General features: G+C 68.3%; 18 protein-coding genes. 7 read left to right on the top strand and 11 right to left on the bottom strand.

Annotation, left to right across the window (positions count from 1 at the left end; genetic code table 11):
- Window positions 1-7: 7 nt before the first annotated feature.
- The 4 genes from SOM39_RS17485 to SOM39_RS17470 are packed head-to-tail and all read right to left on the bottom strand — an operon-like array spanning window position 8 to window position 2,851.
- Window positions 8-823, bottom strand: a complete 816-nt coding sequence (locus SOM39_RS17485; protein ID WP_414715895.1) for an N-formylglutamate amidohydrolase — start codon at window positions 821-823, stop codon at window positions 8-10.
- Window positions 804-1,355: an NUDIX hydrolase gene (locus tag SOM39_RS17480; protein WP_217537069.1), complete on the bottom strand. Its 552-nt coding sequence runs from the start codon at window positions 1,353-1,355 to the stop codon at window positions 804-806. The genes SOM39_RS17485 and SOM39_RS17480 overlap by 20 nt, the downstream gene beginning before the upstream one ends.
- Complete coding sequence (locus tag SOM39_RS17475) at window positions 1,352-2,275, bottom strand: 5'-3' exonuclease (RefSeq protein WP_320459103.1); 924 nt, start codon at window positions 2,273-2,275, stop codon at window positions 1,352-1,354. The genes SOM39_RS17480 and SOM39_RS17475 overlap by 4 nt, the downstream gene beginning before the upstream one ends.
- Window positions 2,276-2,851, bottom strand: a complete 576-nt coding sequence (locus SOM39_RS17470; protein ID WP_320459102.1) for a nitroreductase — start codon at window positions 2,849-2,851, stop codon at window positions 2,276-2,278. It lies immediately after the preceding gene.
- A 332-nt stretch (window positions 2,852-3,183) separates the two neighbouring features.
- Here SOM39_RS17470 and SOM39_RS17465 point away from each other — a divergent pair, with 332 nt between their 5' ends.
- Window positions 3,184-5,493 carry a DUF1631 domain-containing protein gene (locus SOM39_RS17465; RefSeq protein WP_068849381.1) on the top strand — a complete coding sequence of 770 codons (2,310 nt, stop codon included), beginning with the start codon at window positions 3,184-3,186 and terminating at the stop codon, window positions 5,491-5,493.
- A 711-nt stretch (window positions 5,494-6,204) separates the two neighbouring features.
- Window positions 6,205-7,287 carry an NAD(P) transhydrogenase subunit alpha gene (locus SOM39_RS17460; protein WP_320459101.1) on the top strand — a complete coding sequence of 361 codons (1,083 nt, stop codon included), beginning with the start codon at window positions 6,205-6,207 and terminating at the stop codon, window positions 7,285-7,287.
- A 27-nt stretch (window positions 7,288-7,314) separates the two neighbouring features.
- Here SOM39_RS17460 and SOM39_RS17455 read toward each other — a convergent pair whose 3' ends face one another.
- The 3 genes from SOM39_RS17455 to SOM39_RS17445 are packed head-to-tail and all read right to left on the bottom strand — an operon-like array spanning window position 7,315 to window position 8,632.
- Window positions 7,315-7,734 carry a DUF3106 domain-containing protein gene (locus SOM39_RS17455; protein WP_068849384.1) on the bottom strand — a complete coding sequence of 140 codons (420 nt, stop codon included), beginning with the start codon at window positions 7,732-7,734 and terminating at the stop codon, window positions 7,315-7,317.
- Window positions 7,735-7,736: 2 nt separating this feature from the next.
- Window positions 7,737-8,054 carry a hypothetical protein gene (locus tag SOM39_RS17450; protein ID WP_320459100.1) on the bottom strand — a complete coding sequence of 106 codons (318 nt, stop codon included), beginning with the start codon at window positions 8,052-8,054 and terminating at the stop codon, window positions 7,737-7,739.
- A gap of 8 nt (window positions 8,055-8,062) precedes the next feature.
- Window positions 8,063-8,632: an RNA polymerase sigma factor gene (locus SOM39_RS17445; RefSeq protein WP_320459144.1), complete on the bottom strand. Its 570-nt coding sequence runs from the start codon at window positions 8,630-8,632 to the stop codon at window positions 8,063-8,065.
- A 129-nt stretch (window positions 8,633-8,761) separates the two neighbouring features.
- Here SOM39_RS17445 and SOM39_RS17440 point away from each other — a divergent pair, with 129 nt between their 5' ends.
- Together SOM39_RS17440 and SOM39_RS17435 are read left to right on the top strand one after the other, a co-directional pair.
- Window positions 8,762-9,070 (top strand): NAD(P) transhydrogenase subunit alpha, encoded by a 309-nt coding sequence (locus SOM39_RS17440; RefSeq protein WP_068849390.1) that lies wholly within the window; start codon window positions 8,762-8,764, stop codon window positions 9,068-9,070.
- Entirely contained in the window at window positions 9,067-10,521 is a 1,455-nt protein-coding gene (locus SOM39_RS17435; RefSeq protein ID WP_184124859.1) for an NAD(P)(+) transhydrogenase (Re/Si-specific) subunit beta, read from the top strand. The genes SOM39_RS17440 and SOM39_RS17435 overlap by 4 nt, the downstream gene beginning before the upstream one ends.
- A gap of 126 nt (window positions 10,522-10,647) precedes the next feature.
- Here SOM39_RS17435 and SOM39_RS17430 read toward each other — a convergent pair whose 3' ends face one another.
- On the bottom strand, window positions 10,648-11,067 hold the full coding sequence (locus SOM39_RS17430; protein WP_068849394.1) for a hypothetical protein: 420 nt from the start codon (window positions 11,065-11,067) through the stop codon (window positions 10,648-10,650).
- A gap of 117 nt (window positions 11,068-11,184) precedes the next feature.
- On the opposite strand from SOM39_RS17430, the gene sufT reads away from it, so the two are divergent.
- The 3 genes from sufT to SOM39_RS17415 all read left to right on the top strand — a co-directional run bounded on the left by sufT (window position 11,185) and on the right by SOM39_RS17415 (window position 15,041).
- Entirely contained in the window at window positions 11,185-11,736 is a 552-nt protein-coding gene (gene sufT, locus SOM39_RS17425; protein WP_068849396.1) for a putative Fe-S cluster assembly protein SufT, read from the top strand.
- A gap of 31 nt (window positions 11,737-11,767) precedes the next feature.
- Entirely contained in the window at window positions 11,768-12,865 is a 1,098-nt protein-coding gene (locus tag SOM39_RS17420; protein ID WP_093534546.1) for a branched-chain amino acid aminotransferase, read from the top strand.
- Window positions 12,866-13,301: 436 nt separating this feature from the next.
- Window positions 13,302-15,041, top strand: coding sequence for a S8 family peptidase (locus tag SOM39_RS17415; protein WP_320459099.1), 1,740 nt, complete (start codon window positions 13,302-13,304; stop codon window positions 15,039-15,041).
- Between the two features lie 91 nt (window positions 15,042-15,132).
- Here the strand turns inward: SOM39_RS17415 and SOM39_RS17410 are convergent, their stop codons facing one another.
- From SOM39_RS17410 to wrbA, 3 genes are all read right to left on the bottom strand, one after another.
- Entirely contained in the window at window positions 15,133-15,618 is a 486-nt protein-coding gene (locus tag SOM39_RS17410) for an asparaginase domain-containing protein (protein WP_320459098.1), read from the bottom strand.
- 100 nt (window positions 15,619-15,718) lie between these two features.
- Window positions 15,719-16,054, bottom strand: coding sequence for a DUF2069 domain-containing protein (locus tag SOM39_RS17405; RefSeq protein ID WP_217538802.1), 336 nt, complete (start codon window positions 16,052-16,054; stop codon window positions 15,719-15,721).
- Window positions 16,051-16,641 (bottom strand): NAD(P)H:quinone oxidoreductase, encoded by a 591-nt coding sequence (wrbA, locus tag SOM39_RS17400; RefSeq protein ID WP_093534550.1) that lies wholly within the window; start codon window positions 16,639-16,641, stop codon window positions 16,051-16,053. Before wrbA ends, SOM39_RS17405 begins: the two co-directional genes overlap by 4 nt.
- Between the last annotated feature and the right edge of the window lie 51 nt (window positions 16,642-16,692).

Below are 16,692 nucleotides of genomic sequence, written 5' to 3'. Positions count from 1 at the left end.
GCCGGGGCTACGGGGTTGACCGCGCCGTGACGTCCAGCGCGGTGAACACCCGCGCCAGGCGTTCGGCCCACGCGCGCTGACCGGCGGCATCGGCGATCAGGTCCTGGCGGATTTCCAGCTCAACGTGCAGCAGCCCGCGGCCTTCGCCATGCACCGGCACCGCGTAATCGCTGGTGCTGCTGACCGAATACGGTTCGTTGTCGCCCACCACCAGGTCGCCTTCGTCGCGCAGTGCCTGCAGCAGCGCATGCGCCAGGCGCGTGTCCTGGTGGTACAGCACCCCGGCATGCCACGGCCGGTCCGCACCGTTCATGCGCGGGGTGAAGCTGTGCATCATCACCAGCAGCGTCGGGCGCTGCTGCCCGGCGCGTGCATCCAGTTCGGCGGCAATGCGTGCATGGTAGGGCGCGTGGATCGCATCGATGCGCTGCTGGCGCTGCGCGGCCGACAGCCCGGCGTTGCCCGGCACCACGGTATGGTCGCTGACCTCGGGAATCAGCGTCGGCGACGCCAACGGACGGTTGCAGTCGATCACCAGCCGCGAATAGGTCTGGGTGATCGCCCACGCGTCGAGCAACCGGGCCAGTTCGCGGGTGACCCCGGCAATGCCGATGTCCCAGCCGATATGGCGGTCGCGCTCGACCTGCGGCAGCCCCAGGTTCGCCAGCACCTCCGGCACCTGCTGGCCGGCGTGGTCGGTGATCAGCACATACGGCGAACGCCCGGCCGGATGCAGCACGGTGAACGGTGCAGGATCCTTGGCGCCAAGCAGGGGCGTGGCCGCCAGCGGAAGCGCGCGGGAATCAGCCACGTGCGGTCCCATCCAGGTGGTGCTCGATCATCCACAGCCCAGCCCACAACTTCGCGTCCAGCTGGTAGCCCTGGCCCATCTTCTCCACCAGCCAGGCCGCCGCGCGGGCGCGCGGCACCTCATGCACGGTGATGTCCTCGCTGGCATCGCCGCCGCCCTCGCCGACCCTGCGCAGGCCGGTGGCGCGCACGAAGGCGATTTTCTCGCTGCTGGCACCGGAGGAGGTCGGGCCGATCATCAACACTTCGGCATGCCCGGCGGTCCAGCCGGTTTCTTCTTCCAGCTCGCGCACGGCCGAGTCTTCAATCGATTCTCCCGCGTCGATATCGCCGACCAGGCCGGCCGGCATCTCGATCGTCTTGGCCTGCAGCGGTACGCGGAACTGTTCGACGAACAGCACGTTGTCGTCGGGGGTGACGGCGATGATGATCGCGGCCAGTCCGCCGGCGTGGGTGCGTTCGCTGTACTCCCACGAGCCGCGCACGACCATGCGCTGGTACTTGCCTTCGTAGACGACCTTCGGGGCTTGCGTGTTGGGGCTCATGCGAACTCGCTTGCGGGAGGAGAAATATCGGGAATGCCGGCAGCGTTGAACAGCCGGCGCCGGGTCAGCGGACCAAAGCGCAGCGCCTCGCACAGGCCCTGCAGCATCTGCGGATCGGCGCTGGAACGGCTGAAATCGGCCTGCTCCGCATCCAGCGGTGCATCCAGCGCGATGGTGGTGAGCTGCCGCCACAGCAGTGCATGCTCACGCTGCTCGCGCAGCCGCACCGCCATCTGGGCGGCGCCGCGCAGGCGCAGGAACGGCACTTCGTCCAGCCGCTCGTAGAGGATGTCCAGGCTGCCGAAATGGGCGAGGAGCACGGCGGCCGACTTGGCGCCGACGCCGCTCACCCCGGGAATGTTGTCGACCGCATCGCCGCACAGTGCCAGGTAATCGGCGATCTGGTGCGCATGCACGCCATGGCGGGCCTTGACCCCGGCCATGCCCCAGCGCTGGTTGCGGGCGTAATCCCATTGCTCGTCATGCTCGAACAGCAGCTGCGACAGGTCCTTGTCGGCCGAGATGATCACCCCGCGCATGCCGGCCGGGCGGCGCGCATGCAGCGCGCTGCCGATCAGGTCGTCGGCCTCGTATTCGTGGTGGGCCAGCACGGTCAGGCCCAGCGCGCTGCACAGCGCCTTGCAGTGCGCGAACTGGCGGCGCAGCGCGTCGGGCGCCGGATCGCGGTTGGCCTTGTAGGCAGCGTAGAGGGTGTGGCGGAAGCAGCTGTCCAGCGCCTCGTCGAAGGCAATGGCGATGTGCTGCGGGCGCTCGCGCTCCAGCAGGTCGAGCAGGAAGCGGGCAAAGCCATGCACCGCGTTGGTCGGCCAGCCCTGCTGGTCCTGGAATTCATCGGGCATCGAATGCCAGGCCCGGAACACGTACAGGCTGGCATCCACCAGGTAGAGGGGCGTGTGCACTCAGCCCACCCAGTCCTGCAGCAACGCGGCCGGATCAGGGCGCTCACGTTCGGGCACGGCGGTCTTCGGGGTGCCGATATGGATGAAACCCACGATCTGCTCAGGCTCGGCCAGGCCCAGGTGGGCATGCACGGCCGGGTCGAACGCCATCCAGGCGGTCAGCCACTGGGCGCCAAAGCCCAGCGCCTGCGCGGCCTGCAAAAGCGCGAAGCAGACGCAGCCGGCGGTCATCAGCTGCTCCAGCTCGGGTACCTTCGGGCTGGGCGTAGGCGCGGCGATGACGGTGATGATCAGCGGCGCATGCGAAAAGCGCAGCCGGTCCTTTTCGACCTGTGCGTCGGAGACAGTGGGGTCGCGCTCGCGGCTGCGCCGGGCCAGGAACTCACCCAGCTGCAGGCGCGCATCGTCGGCGATGCGCAGGAAGCGGAAGGGCACCCGCTTGCCGTGGTCCGGCACGCGCACGGCCGAGGCCAGCATCCGCTGCAGGGTGGCCGGGTCCGGTCCGGGCGCGCCCAGTTGCAGGGCGGGAACCGAACGGCGGGCGTCCAAGGCTTGCAGCGCAGGGGAGTCGAGCATGGGGTCTCTGTCGGGCATCGGGGTGGCTCAGATTATAGTCGGGGCAGTTTGTGACCCGTCTTCCGGCGATCTCCTGCCCATTTGCGACAAAACGTGATGAACCTCACTTAATTAACGGCACTCCTTCACGTCGCTGTACTCGCTTCCCACCCGCGCTGGCCTTACGATACAAGGCCTGCCGGCACCCGGGTCATGAGGTTCAAAGTGCGGACTGTTTCACTGTCCCTGACCGGTGGGGCGTCCTACCATCCGTGTGCTGGTGTCTTGGGGACGCCCGTGCCTGTTGTATCCATGCTGCATTCTGTACCAGCGAGGGTGGGGAGCCTTTTCGCATGATCGCCACGCCCAACGTATCGGGACAGCCGGGTCGCGACCCGGCGCTGTTGAAGCTTGCACGCGAGGCCGCCCTGCCGGGCCTGGCCGAGTCGTTCGCGACCGTGATCGCCCGCTTCGACGACGTGCTGTTCGACCGTGCCGGCACCGCCGGCGCGTCGCAGCTGCTGTTCCTCGATGGCATGCGTGAACTGCGTCGGCGCCGTGAAGACATCGTGGCCGGTTTCCGTGGGCACCTGGCCAGGGCCTGGGACGCGCTGGAACACGCTGAGCCGCTGTCGGCCGAAGCCACGCTGGCCGGTGCGGGCGGGGAAGGGCTCAGCCTGGTCCCCGAGCACGTGCTGGAATCGCGGCTGGCGGTGCGCAACTTCGCCACCGTGCTGCTGCGCGACTGGAAGCCGGTACTGGGCCGGCTTGACCGCCGCCTGGGCTGGATCGCCGGCGGGCTGGAACTGAACGCCGACAGCAACCCGATCAGCCCCGAACACATCGGCGTGGCCATCCATGAGGCCTTCGCAGACTGTGAACTGGCGCCGGAAGTGCGCCTGGTGCTGATCAAGCTGTGCGAGCGCGACCTGCACGCGCCGATCGGCAAGCGTTACGAGAAACTCGACGAACAACTGGCCGCTGCCGGTGTGATGCCGCAGATGGCCGCCCCGCGCCGCGCCGCGCCGCGTCCGCCCACGCCCCGGCAGGAGCTGGACGAGCTGGTCCAGGCCCTGGAAACCGAAAGCGGCGCAGCCGACGAAGGTGCGGCCCCGGCATGGGCACGGCGCTTCGCCGACCGCTGGGCGGCCAGCCGTGGCCGCATGCAGTCGGCGCAGGCCGCGCATGACCATGCAGCCGAAGGCCCGGACGGGATGAGCGGCAACCAGGGCATGTTGCTGGAAGCGCTGCACGAGCTGCTGCAGCAGACCCGGCATGTCCGCGAAGACGCGACCTCCGCCGCCAGCGTGGCGGTGGGGCAACAGCGACCATTGAGCCAGCGCGAAATGATGTCGGTGCTGTCGCTGCTGCAGGCCACGCCGAGTGCGACCCTGCGCGCGGCGATCGGCGAAGACGGCGAATCGCTGGCGCAGCGGCTGAAGAGCGAAGTGCTGTCCGGTGCTACCCGGCTCGGCGTGGACCCGGCGCAGGCGCGCCTGGACCCGCAGGATGAAGATGCGATCGACCTGGTGGGCATGCTGTTCGATGTGATGCTGGACGAGCGCGACCTGGAAGGTCGCTCGCGCGAGCTGATCGGCCGGCTGGTGGTGCCCTTCGTGAAGGTGGCCATGCTCGACCGCCGCATGTTCGTGCAGAAGACCCACCCGGCGCGCAAGCTGCTCAATTCGCTGGCCGAGGCCTGCGAAGGCAACACCGGCGAGAGCCAGGCCGAGCGCGTGCTGATGGGCAAGGTCGAGGAAATCATCGAGCGGCTGGTGGCCGAGTTCAACGAGAACCTGGCCATCTTCCTGACGTTGGAAGAAGAATTCCGCGACTTCCTGGCCCAGCACCGCCGCCGCATCGAGATCGCCGAGCGCCGCGCGGCCGAGACCCAGCGCGGCCAGGAAAAGCTGGAAGTGGCGCGCACCCGCGCGGCGTCCGAACTGGATTGGCGGATCGCCGATACGGCATTGCCGCAGGCCATCGGCGATTTCCTGCGGCAGCCGTGGCAGCACCATCTCACCCTGGCGGTGCTGCGCGAAGGCGACGACGGCCCCTCCGTGAGCGAGGCGCTCGCGTTGGCCGACGGGATCCTGGAAGAAGTGTCCGAAGCCCGGCGCCAGATCGTCGGCAAGCCGTGGCTGCAGGCATGGCACCCCGTGCTGCGCAAGGTGTTTGCCAGTGTCGGCGTACACGCCGATGGCGCCAACGCGGCGATCGATTCGCTGCATGACACGCTGCAGTCCATTGCCGAATCGCGCCCGGAACTGGAACGCGCGCTGCCGGAGCTGCCGCAGGTGGTCCTGCCGACGCCGCCGGCTGCGGACAGTGCGGGCGTGGAGCTGGGCAGCAAGGTCGACGTCACCGATTTCGACAATGCCGATGCCGACCGTTTCCGCGGCCTTGAAATCGGCAGTTGGCTCGATTTCGTCGACAAGGACGGCAAAGTCCAGGCGGGCAAACTCTCCTGGGTCAGCCCGATCTCGCAGCGCCTGCTGTTCGTGAACCGACGCGGCGTGCGTTTCTGCGTGGCCTCGCCGGAAGAACTGGCGGTCATGGTGCGCCTCGGCCGCCTGCGCGCGCACATCGACGATGGCGCCTTCGACAGCGCCATGCAGGGCGTGATCGATCGCCTGGATACCAAGGGCGCTACGGTTCACTGAGGTTGCCGCTTGCGGCAACGTCAACGTCAACGTCAAAGGCAGCGTTTCGGTTGCTACGTGCTGGGGGAGGCCGACGGGCAGCCCCTTACGGGACACGCCGTAAACCCATCCCTGGGGGCTTGGCAAAAACATCCATGTTTTTGACAGTCCCTACAGGGGCTGCCCGCCGGCCTCCCCCGACAGCGGATCGCGCGCGGATGGAAAAATCAGCCACGCAGGGCGTGGCTCTAAGCGGATCACATGGGGCAGGGTAGGGTCGGTTCCCAAACGACTGCCGTTGTAACGCCCGCGCGCGGTAACGCATGGAAATGATCGGAACTGCGTTTGATCTTCCATGGCCACCGACCGAATTCGGGAGGGCCGGCGGGTGCGGGGGTACGGGGGCTTTGCGAAACATGGATGTTTCGCAAGAGCCCCCATGGGTGAAGGCGCACTGCTTGCGAGGCACTGCCTCGCGTGCGACTGAACGCACAGCCGCTGGCGGCTGGGCCGGACCCCGGAGGGGGGTTCACGGCGCCCCCCGTACCCCCGCACCCGCCGGCCCTGCGCGATAACGTGTCAGGCATCAGGCTGTTCGCCCAACTGCGTGAAGCCGCCGGCCAACGGCCGGCAACCACGCGAAGCCCGATTCCAGGCAGCTTCCAGCGGAAAGGCATCCAAACCAGCCAATCGGGTTACGATCCCACCACTTACCGCTGCTCGGGGACATGCATGGCTGTCGAGGTGTTGGGGGTCAAGGAACACGCGCAGGGCGAACGCCGCGTAGCGCTGACGCCGGAAACGGCGCGCAAGTACATCGCGCTGGGCGCCACCGTGTGGATCGAACCGGGCGCCGGCACGCGCGCCGGCTTTACCGACCAGGCCTACCTGGATGTCGGCGCGCAGCTCGCCGATGACACCCGCCTGGGCCAGGCCGACATCGTGCTGTGCGTGCAGCCGCCGGAAACCGCGCGGCTGCGCCAGCTCAAATCTGGTGCCAGCCTGGTCGGCATGCTGCACCCGCAGGCCGACGCCGAACGCGCCGGCGTGATCCAGTCACGTGGGCTGCAGGCATTTCCCTTGGAGCGCCTGCCGCGTACCACCCGAGCACAGTCCATGGACGTGCTCAGTTCGCAGGCCGGCATGGCCGGCTACAAGGCCACCCTGATTGCTGCCCAGCTGGCACCGCGCTTCTTCCCCATGCTGACCACCGCCGCGGGCACCATCCGCCCCTCGCGCGTGCTGGTGGTGGGCGCCGGCGTGGCCGGCCTGCAGGCCATCGCCACCGCGCGCCGGCTTGGGGCGCAGGTGGAGGGCTTCGATGTGCGCCCCGAAACCCGCGAACAGATTGAATCGCTCGGCGGCAAGTTCCTTGACCTTGGCGTCAGCGCGGTGGGCGAGGGCGGTTACGCCCGTCCGTTGACCGACGACGAGCGGGCCGAGCAGCAGCGCCGGCTGGGCGAGCACCTGCGGTTGGTCGATGTGGTGATCTGTACCGCCGCCGTGCCCGGCCGCCCCGCGCCGAAGATCGTCACCAGCGCGATGGTGCAGGGCATGCGCCCGGGCAGCGTGATCGTGGACCTGGCCGCTGAGACCGGCGGCAACTGCGAGACGACCCGGCCGGGCGAAACCGTCGACGTCGGCGGTGTCACCGTGGACGGCCCGCTCAACCTGGCCAGCCAGGGCGCGGTGCACGCCAGTGAGATGTATGCGCGCAACCTTTACAACTTCGTCGCGCTGTTCCTGAAGGATGGCGCGGTGGCGTTCGATTGGGACGATGAGCTGCTGGCGAAAACGCGCTGGATTGCGAACTGATATCGCGCCGCCGCGCAGGGCGTGGCGCTACCGCGGCGGCAGGTCCTTGACCGGATTGGCCTTCAGCCATTCCTGCCGCTGCTCCGGGCTCATGCTGCCCCAGCGCTCACGCAGCGCATCGCGCTGGGCCGGGGTCATGCCGCGCATCTGCGCGAACAGCGCGCGGGCCTGCTCGCGCTGCTCCGGACTCATGTTCTCGAAACGGTGGCGGCCGCGCCGCGCCAGCTCGCGCTGTTCCGGGGTCATGCTCTGCCAACGCTGGCCATGCTGCAGCATGCGTTCGCGCTGTGGCGGCGGCGCGTCGTTCCAGCGGTCGCGCACCGGCGCGATCAGCGCATCGCGCTGCTGCGGGGTGAGCTTGTCCCACTCCGGCAGCGTCGAGGTCTGTGCGGCGCTGGCCGCGCTCAGCGAGAGCAGTACCAGTGCCAGGGTCAGTCGCGGTTTCATGTTCACTCCATTGCCAGGTCGGTGGCGCCCAGCCACAGGTACAGGTCCGGATTCTCGTCGAGCACGTCGCTGCTGTCATCCGCCGCCACGGCCGCCACCTGCATCGGGGTGGCCGCCGGCGGTCGAGCGGTGAAGCTGATGCCCAGGCCCAGCGCCACCAACAGCGAACACGCGGTTGCCAGCCACCAGCCGTGCGCGCGGGCCCGCTGCGGCGCATGCCGTGCGGCACGCAGGCGCGCCAGCGTGGCGGGAGAGAGCTGGGTCACCGCATGTGCGTGCAGCTGCGCCAGTGCGGCGTCATCGGGAAGGGTGGGGGGCACGGGGCGGCTCACAGTTCAATCTCCAGGTGCTGCTGCAGCGCCTGCCGGGCGCGCGAAAGATGGGTTTTTACCGCGCCCTCGCTGCAGCCCATGGCCGCTGCGGTCGTGGCGCCGTCGAGCTGCTGCAGCACGCGCAGGGTGAAGGCCTCGCGCTGGCGTGCAGGTAGATCGCGCAATGCCCTGACCAGCGCCGCGTACTGGTCGCGCTGCTCATGGGCCTGGGCCGGGCCGGGTCCAGGATCGGCCCAGTCGATGTCGTGGTCGCCGGCCAGCTCGTCGCTGCTGCGCCAGAACCGCAGCCGGAAGCCGCGGCGGCGCTGCAGGTCGACCACCCGGCGGCGCAGGATGCTCCAGAACAGCGGTGACCACTCCCCTGCCGGCTTGTCGCGGTAGGCCAGCATGCGCAGCATCGCGTCCTGCACCGCGTCCAGTGCGTCCTCGCGCTGGCGCAGCCCGGCCTCGGCGAAGCGGAACGCGCGCGGGCCGATCCCGGCCAGGAACGCATCCAGCGACACCGGCAACGCGGTTTCGGCATCGGCATCGTCAGCCAGGGGCGGCAGGGAAGGGCTCACCAGCACAGGGTAGCGCTCGCGCAGGGGGATACGGTGAGAACGCACCAGTGCGGCATCGGTTGACCGCCCTGCAGAACGGTTCAGCGCATGGTTATGATGCAGGGGACGGGATGACCGCCGGGAAGAGGGACAGCAATGAGCGACGGGTTCGTGGCGTTGTATATCTTCATGCTGGCTGCGATCGCAGGCCACGTGATCATTTCGCGGGTGCCGGTGATCCTGCATACCCCCCTGATGTCCGGGTCGAACTTCATCCACGGCATCGTCCTGATCGGTGCCATGGTGGTGCTGGGCCATGCGCAGACCCCGCTGGAAAAGATCATCGGCTTCATCGCCGTGGTGCTCGGCGCGGGCAATGCCGCCGGTGGCTACGTGGTGACCGAACGCATGCTGGACATGTTCAAGCCCAGCCAGAAGCGCGACGCCGGGGAGAAGGCGCCTTGAACGTCACCACCGCGCAACTGCTGCAGTGGCTGGTGCAGGTGAGCTACCTGGTTGCCGCCACCCTGTTCCTGCTCGGCCTGCAGCGCATGGCCTCGCCGATGACCGCGCGCAGCGGCATCCGCTGGGCCGGCCTGGGCATGCTGATCGCCACGGTGGCGACCTTCTTCCTGCCCGACCTGCACAACGTGCCGCTGATCCTGGCTGCGGTGGCGATCGGTACCGGCGTGGCGTGGTGGTCGGCCAAGCGCGTGGCCATCACCGACATGCCGCAGATGGTGGCGCTGTACAACGGCATGGGTGGCGGGTCGGCCGCCGCGATCGGTGCGGTGGAACTGCTGCGTTTCTCGTTCCTGGCCAACCGCGATACCAGCCACTGGAGCGCGCAGGCCATCGCCGAACTGAGCGCGCGCCAGCCCTCGGCCACCGTGCTCGCGCTGGCGGTGATCGGCTCGGCGATCGGCGCGGTGTCGCTGTCCGGCTCGGTCATCGCCTGGGCCAAGCTCGATGGCCGGCTGGACCGGCGGGTGACCTTTCCCGGCCAGCAGGCCTTCAACCTGCTGGTTGCGCTGGCGATGGTGGTGCTGGGCATCTGGGCGGCAGTGACCCTGAGCCCGGTGGCGATCATCAGCTTCTTCGTGGTCGCGCTGGCGCTGGGCGTGCTGATGACCCTGCCGATCGGCGGCGCCGACATGCCGGTGGTGATCTCGCTGTACAACGCGTTCACCGGCCTGGCGGTCGCTTTCGAAGGCTACGTGCTGGGCAACGAGGCGCTGATCATCGCCGGCATGATGGTCGGCGCGGCCGGCATCCTGCTCACCCGCCTGATGGCCAAGGCGATGAACCGGCCGATCAGCGGCGTGCTGTTCTCCAACTTCGGCGGCGGTGGCACGGCCCAGGAAATCACCGGCGCGCAGAAGCCGATCGAGGCCAGCGACGTGGCCGCGATGCTGGCGTTCGCCGAGCGCGTGGTGATCGTGCCCGGTTATGGCATGGCCGTGGCCCAGGCCCAGCACAAGGTGTGGGAGCTGGCGCAGCGGCTGTTGGAACGCGGCATCAAGGTCAAATTCGCGATCCACCCGGTGGCCGGGCGCATGCCGGGCCACATGAACGTGCTGCTGGCCGAAGCGGGCGTGCCCTACGACCTGATCGCCGACATGGACGATATCAACCCCGAGTTCCCCACCACCGACGTGGTGCTGGTGATCGGCGCCAACGACGTGGTCAACCCGGTGGCGCGCACCGACCCGGCCAGCCCGATCTACGGCATGCCGATCCTGGACGTGGTCAACGCCCGCAACGTGGTGGTGATCAAGCGCGGCAAGGGCACCGGCTTCGCGGGCATCGAAAACGCGCTGTTCTACGCCGACAACGCCCGCATGCTCTATGGCGATGGCGCCGGTGCGGCCAGCGCGCTGGTCAGCGAGCTCAAAGCCCTCGATGGAGGGCATTGACCGCACGTGGCGCCGGGGGCCAGGGCCGGCCAACGGCCGGCGCTACGAATTGTTACGGGCCCATTGAGATCTGGATCAATCGACCGGTAGCGCCGGCCGTTGGCCGGCCCACGCAATCGCCGAACGTTACCTCGCTATCCACCAGCCGATGACCAACGCCACCCCCAGCCACAGCCATTCGGCCACCCCGTTGGCCAGCTGAACCAACGTGAACGCCATGAACGGCCCCATCCGCAACGCTGATTCCCACGGATCCAGTCCCAGCGACCCGCCCAGGTAGGCCGACGCGATCCCCCAGTTGGCTGCCAGGGCCACCAGCACCGTGCCCAGCAGGGTCAACGCCACCCGCAGCAGGCCGCCGCGCAGGTTGCCCAGGCGCAGCATGAAACCCAGCTCCAGGGCCACCAGGACGGCCATCCAGCCTGCCTGGCGGCCGCTCAGCAGCGCGATGAACAACCAGGCCAGCGTGGCCGTGACAACTCCTAGCAACAACAGCGGGGGCCAGAGCCAGTGGGCGGACCTGGCGGGCGCAGAGGTGGGCGGCATGCATTCTTCCTTTGGTCCGCCACAGGATACCGGCTTGCGGGGTGACCGGCGCGTGGCCGGCCACTGGGCTAAAATGAGCGCCTTGCGGGAATCGGCCGCGACCCCATATCGATCCACATGTACTCCCGTAGCAGCGAACCCGTCCACTTCGAACGCGACTGCGAGGCCGTCATGGTCCCGCAGGGCGAAACGGTCACCTTGCCCGCCGGCAGCTATGGGTACATCACCCAGGCGCTGGGCGGCAGCTATACCGTGTTTGTCGAAGGCAATCTGTTCCGCATCGCCGGCAAGGACGGCGACGCCATGGGCAAGGAACCGCCCGCGCCGCTGGAACTGCCCGCCGACGCCTCCGACGAGGAGGTCGAAAAGCTCGTCTGGCAGCAGCTGCGAACCTGCTTCGACCCGGAGATCCCGTTCAACATCGTCGACCTGGGCCTGGTCTACGAAGTGGAGCTCAAGCACCTGGATGACGGCCAGCGCGAGGTCGACGTCAAGATGACCCTGACCGCGCCGGCCTGCGGCATGGGCGATATCCTCGTCGACGACGTGCGCAGCAAGCTGGAAATGATCCCGACCGTGGTCGAAGCCGATGTCGAACTGGTGTTCGACCCACCGTGGGGCCAGCACATGATGTCCGAGGCCGCCCGCCTTGAAACCGGCATGCTGTAATTGAACCCGTAACCAGAACAGGAAATTTCCGGTGTCCCAGTCTTCCGTGAGCTTCACCACCACCCGTTCCGCCCAGCCGCGCAGCAGCGAGGAGCGTGAACGCATCCTGGCCGCCCCCGGTTTTGGTCTGCACTTCACCGACCACATGGTGGAAGTGCGGTGGGACAAGGACACCGGCTGGCACAACGCCAGCGTGCGCCCGTACGGCCCGCTGCAGCTGGACCCGGCTGCCGCGGTGCTGCATTACGGCCAGGAAATCTTCGAAGGCATCAAGGCGTACCGCCATGCCGACGGTTCGATCTGGACCTTCCGCCCCGATGCCAACGGCCGCCGCCTGCAGCGTTCGGCGCAGCGCCTGGCGCTGCCGGAACTGCCGGTGGAGATCTTCGTCGAATCGCTCAAGCAGCTGATCGCCGTGGATGCCAGCTGGGTGCCGTCGGCCGACGAATCCAGCCTGTACTTCCGCCCGTTCATGATCGGGGATGAAGCCTTCCTCGGCGTGCGCGGCGCGCAGAAGGCCGGCTACTACGTGATCGCCAGCCCGGCAGGCCCGTACTTCGCCAAGGGCGTGGCCCCGGTGTCGATCTGGCTGTCCACCGAATATGCGCGTGCGGCCAAGGGCGGCACCGGTGCGGCCAAGTGCGGTGGCAACTACGCCGCCTCGCTGCTGCCGCAGCAGAAGGCGCAGGCGCAGGGTTGCTCGCAGGTGCTGTTCCTGGATCCGGTCGAAGGCAAGTACCTGGAAGAACTGGGTGGCATGAACGTGTTCCTGGTCTACAAAGACGGCACCCTGGTCACCCCGGCGCTGTCCGGCAGCATCCTGGAAGGCATCACCCGCGAAAGCATCCTGCAACTGGCGCGCGACCGCGGCATGAAGGTCGAGGAGCGCAAGGTGACCATCGACGAGTGGAAGCAGGGCGTGGCCTCGGGCGAGATCGCCGAAGTGTTCGCCTGCGGGACCGCTGCGGTGGTCACGCCGATCGGCCAGCTCAAGGGCGAGGGCTTCTCGGTGGGTGACCTGACCGCCCCGGCTGGCGAAGTGACCATGTCGCTGCGCAAGGAACTGACCGACATCCAGTACGGCCGCCTGCCGGACCGCCATGGCTGGCTGGTGCGCCTGGACGGCTGATCGTTCGACGCGCGTTGAATACCCAAGGCCCGCCTGGCAACAGGCGGGCCTTTTTCATGGGCGGCGCCTCCCGAGGACCGGTCTGAACGATCCAAACGGACCCAACTCATTGACGCGCAAGCAATGTCTCGGTCATGACGCGCAAGACAGTGACGCAGGACACGAATTGCGTCCGGCGTGACCGCATCGGCACGGGGAAGTTTCTTCACATTCACAAACCGTTGACCCGAAAAGTCTCAGATCGAAAATTTCACAACCCTGAAAGCGGGCTGAAACATTGTTGGGCTTAATCGAAACCACTAGCGTCCGGGTTCGGGCGGTTTCGCAGGGGAAAGCCGATCCGTCTTCCAGGTTCGATCCAAGCCACCGCTCCACAGCGCCGGATCTGACCGACCTTTGCCGCCTCGACGGCTCCTCAATCTTGAAGGGAATTCCGATGTCTCATGATCCGCAGCGCTTGCGTCAGCGTGCCTTGGTTGTACTCGGTGGTTCGGTGCTTTCGACCCTGCTCCTGGCGGCGCCGGCGTTCGCCGGCGACGTGCAGTTGAGTGGCCTGGCCTCGGCCCCAACCCACCAGCGTTTCATCGTCAAGTACAAGGACGGCGCCACCGACGTGGCCACCCCGACCGCACTGGCCAGTTCGCTCAAGGCCGCCGCCCAGGCCGTTCCTGCCGCGCAGGGTCGCGCGCTGGGCCTGCAGAAGCTGCGCCAGCTGGCCATCGGCCCGACCGTGGTCAAGGCCGACCGGCCGCTGGATGCCGCCGAATCGGAACTGCTGATGCGTCGCCTGGCCGCCGATCCGAACGTGGAATACGTCGAAGTCGACCAGCTGATGCACGCCACCCTGGTGCCCAACGACAGCCGCCTGTCCGAGCAGTGGGGCTTCGGCACCAGCAACGCCTCGATCAACGTGCGCCCGGCCTGGGACAAGGCCACGGGGACCGGCGTGGTGGTGGCGGTGATCGATACCGGCATCACCAACCATCCGGATCTGAACGCCAACATCCTGCCCGGCTATGACTTCATCAGCGATGCCGCGATGGCGCGCGATGGCGGTGGCCGCGACAACAATGCCAACGACGAAGGCGACTGGTACGCCGCCAACGAATGCGGCGCCGGCTACCCGGCTTCCAATTCCAGCTGGCACGGCACCCACGTGGCCGGCACCATCGCCGCGGTGACCAACAACACCACCGGCGTGGCCGGCACCGCCTACAACGCCAAGGTCGTTCCGGTGCGCGTGCTGGGCAAGTGCGGCGGCTACACCTCCGACATCGCCGATGCGATCGTGTGGGCATCCGGCGGCACCGTCAGCGGCGTGCCGGCCAATGCCAACCCGGCCGAAGTGATCAACATGTCCCTGGGCGGCGGCGGCACCTGCTCGACCACCTACCAGAACGCCATCAACGGCGCGGTCTCGCGCGGCACCACCGTGGTGGTGGCAGCGGGCAACAGCAACACCAACGTGTCCTCGTCGGTGCCGGCCAACTGCGCCAACGTGATCGCGGTGGCCGCTACCACCTCGGCCGGCGCCCGCGCCAGCTTCTCCAACTACGGTGCCGGCATCGATGTCTCGGCGCCGGGCCAGGCGATCCTGTCCACGCTCAACAGCGGCACCACCGTGCCGGGCGCTGCGTCCTATGCGTCGTACAACGGCACCTCGATGGCGGCCCCGCACGTGGCCGGCGTGGTCGCGCTGGTGCAGTCGGTCGCGCCCACCGCGCTGTCGCCGGCGGCCATTGAAACGCTGCTCAAGAACACCGCACGGGCCCTGCCGGGCGCCTGCAGCGGCGGCTGCGGGGCGGGCATCGTCGATGCGGATGCGGCCGTCACCTCCGCGCTGGGCGGGACCAACCCGAACCCGGGCACCGGCACGCTGCAGAACAACGTGCCGGTCAGCGGCCTGGGTGCTTCCAGCGGTGCATCGCTGGCCTACACCGTGGCCGTGCCGTCGGGCCGCTCCCAGCTGAAGGTGACCATCGCCGGCGGCACGGGTGATGCGGACCTGTACGTGCGCTCGGGCAGCGCGCCCACCGACACCGTGTACACCTGCCGCCCGTACCTGAGCGGCAACAACGAGACCTGCACGATCACCGCCCCGGCCGCGGGGACGTGGCACGTCCGGGTGAAGGCCTACAGCACCTTCTCCGGCGTGACCCTGACCGCGCAGTATTGATGTGATCGGTCACCCGACCAACGGTCGGGTGCTGCCGCAGGTAGGTGCCGACCGTTGGTCGGCACGCCCCACGCGTGACGCGGTTACCGCGTCACGCGTCTTCGAACCGGTTCGCCGCGACGTTCTTTCGCACGTGTTCGGGGTTCCAGATGCGGCCGTTCATGGCGATGTACACGCCCGGCTGCAGCGACTGCACCGCGCCGATCGCACAGCCGATGTTGAACTCGGCGTCCGAGCCGCGGAAGCGCGCCGGGCTGAGCGCGCCGGTCATGACGATGGTCTTGTCGGGGATGCTCCTGAGCACCCGGCCGGTCTGCACCATCGAATCGGTGCCGTGGGTGACCAGCACGTGGCGGGTCGGCTGCGCGGCGATGGTGGCGCGGATCAGCTCGCGGTCTTCGTCGGTGATGTGCAGCGAATCCTTGCGCAGGATCGGAATCACGTTGAAGCGGAAGGTCACCCCCAGCTCGCGCAGGATCATCCCGATCTGGGGATCGCCGATCTGGTAGTTCGACTTGTCGTCGAAGTAGATCTTGTCGATCGTGCCACCGGTGGTGATGATCAGTAGTTCTTCCATTGCAGGCTTCCTGGAGTGCGGGCGGTACCGCGCGGCAACACCCGCGCTGGGTGCCCATGATACGGCTGCCGGCGCCCGCCCGCAGCCGCGCGCGAGGCGCTCAACGCTTCGAGAAACGCCGGCGCAGGCCGGGCGCGCTGGAGATCCCGATCACCGCCAGGGCCAGCAGCAGTTCCAGCCAGGCAAAGTGCGCGGTTTCCGGGTGGCTCCAGGCACTCATCACGCCGTGGCTGAACCAGAACAGCGCCAGCACCCCGGCCCAGAACATCGCCTTGCCGCGCCCGGTGACCACGCCGAGCGCCAGCAGCAGCGGCGGGGCGGTGAAGACCAGCTGGCTGGCCAGCCAGTGCCGGTCGTGCGCGAACCACACCGCAAACACCGCCGCCAACGCCAGCAGCACGGTGGCCAACGTCCACTTCTGTGCGCGCGGGCTCATCCCAGCCGCCGCGCGATATCGGCCACGCGCCGGCCGAGCGCGCGCGCCAGGATCGCTTCGTCCTCGCTCGGCACCGGGTTGTCGTCGGCACCGGCCACATGGCTGGCACCGTAGGGGGTGCCGCCGGTGGTGGTGTGGCTCAGCGCCGGTTCGGTGAACGGAATGCCCACGATCAGGCAGCCGTGGTGCAGCAGCGGCACCTGCATCGACAACAGCGTCGATTCCTGCCCGCCATGCAGCGACGCGGTGGAGGTGAACACCCCGGCGGGCTTGCCGGCCAGCGTGCCGTTGACCCACTCGGCCCCCAGCCCGTCGAGGAAATGCTTGACCGGCGCGGCCATGTTGCCGAACCGCGTCGGGCTGCCCAGCAGCAGGCCGCTGCAGTCGGCCAGGTCCTCCACGCTCACGTAGGGCGCACCGTCATCGGGCACCGGCGGCCGCGCGGTCTGGGTGACCGCCGCCACCGGCGGCACCGTGCGCAGGCGCGCGCTCATGCCGGGCACTTCGCCGATGCCACGCGCGATCTGGCGCGCAAGCCGCGCCACCGAACCGCCGCGGCTGTAATACAGCACCAGGATCTCCGCCATCTCGCTTCCGTTGTGTCCAGTCTGTCCGCAGTATGGCATTGCCTCCACCCG

It is taken from the genome of Stenotrophomonas sp. CFBP8994, from assembly GCF_034044835.1.
GTDB lineage: Bacteria > Pseudomonadota > Gammaproteobacteria > Xanthomonadales > Xanthomonadaceae > Stenotrophomonas > Stenotrophomonas rhizophila_A.
Note: the sequence above shows the minus strand (reverse complement) of the source record. Positions and strands in the feature narration are given on the sequence as shown.

What these genes read in the sequence shown, in the direction of transcription:
- SOM39_RS17485 (WP_414715895.1), bottom strand. Translation starts at nt 823, where the DNA reads ATGGGACCGCACGTGGCTGATTCCCGCGCGCTTCCGCTGGCGGCCACG.
- SOM39_RS17465 (WP_068849381.1), top strand. Translation starts at nt 3,184, where the DNA reads ATGATCGCCACGCCCAACGTATCGGGACAGCCGGGTCGCGACCCGGCG.
- SOM39_RS17470 (WP_320459102.1), bottom strand. Translation starts at nt 2,851, where the DNA reads ATGCTCGACTCCCCTGCGCTGCAAGCCTTGGACGCCCGCCGTTCGGTT.
- SOM39_RS17440 (WP_068849390.1), top strand. Translation starts at nt 8,762, where the DNA reads ATGAGCGACGGGTTCGTGGCGTTGTATATCTTCATGCTGGCTGCGATC.
- SOM39_RS17410 (WP_320459098.1), bottom strand. Translation starts at nt 15,618, where the DNA reads ATGGAAGAACTACTGATCATCACCACCGGTGGCACGATCGACAAGATC.
- sufT (WP_068849396.1), top strand. Translation starts at nt 11,185, where the DNA reads ATGTACTCCCGTAGCAGCGAACCCGTCCACTTCGAACGCGACTGCGAG.
- SOM39_RS17480 (WP_217537069.1), bottom strand. Translation starts at nt 1,355, where the DNA reads ATGAGCCCCAACACGCAAGCCCCGAAGGTCGTCTACGAAGGCAAGTAC.
- wrbA (WP_093534550.1), bottom strand. Translation starts at nt 16,641, where the DNA reads ATGGCGGAGATCCTGGTGCTGTATTACAGCCGCGGCGGTTCGGTGGCG.
- SOM39_RS17460 (WP_320459101.1), top strand. Translation starts at nt 6,205, where the DNA reads ATGGCTGTCGAGGTGTTGGGGGTCAAGGAACACGCGCAGGGCGAACGC.
- SOM39_RS17455 (WP_068849384.1), bottom strand. Translation starts at nt 7,734, where the DNA reads ATGAAACCGCGACTGACCCTGGCACTGGTACTGCTCTCGCTGAGCGCG.
- SOM39_RS17430 (WP_068849394.1), bottom strand. Translation starts at nt 11,067, where the DNA reads ATGCCGCCCACCTCTGCGCCCGCCAGGTCCGCCCACTGGCTCTGGCCC.
- SOM39_RS17405 (WP_217538802.1), bottom strand. Translation starts at nt 16,054, where the DNA reads ATGAGCCCGCGCGCACAGAAGTGGACGTTGGCCACCGTGCTGCTGGCG.
- SOM39_RS17415 (WP_320459099.1), top strand. Translation starts at nt 13,302, where the DNA reads ATGTCTCATGATCCGCAGCGCTTGCGTCAGCGTGCCTTGGTTGTACTC.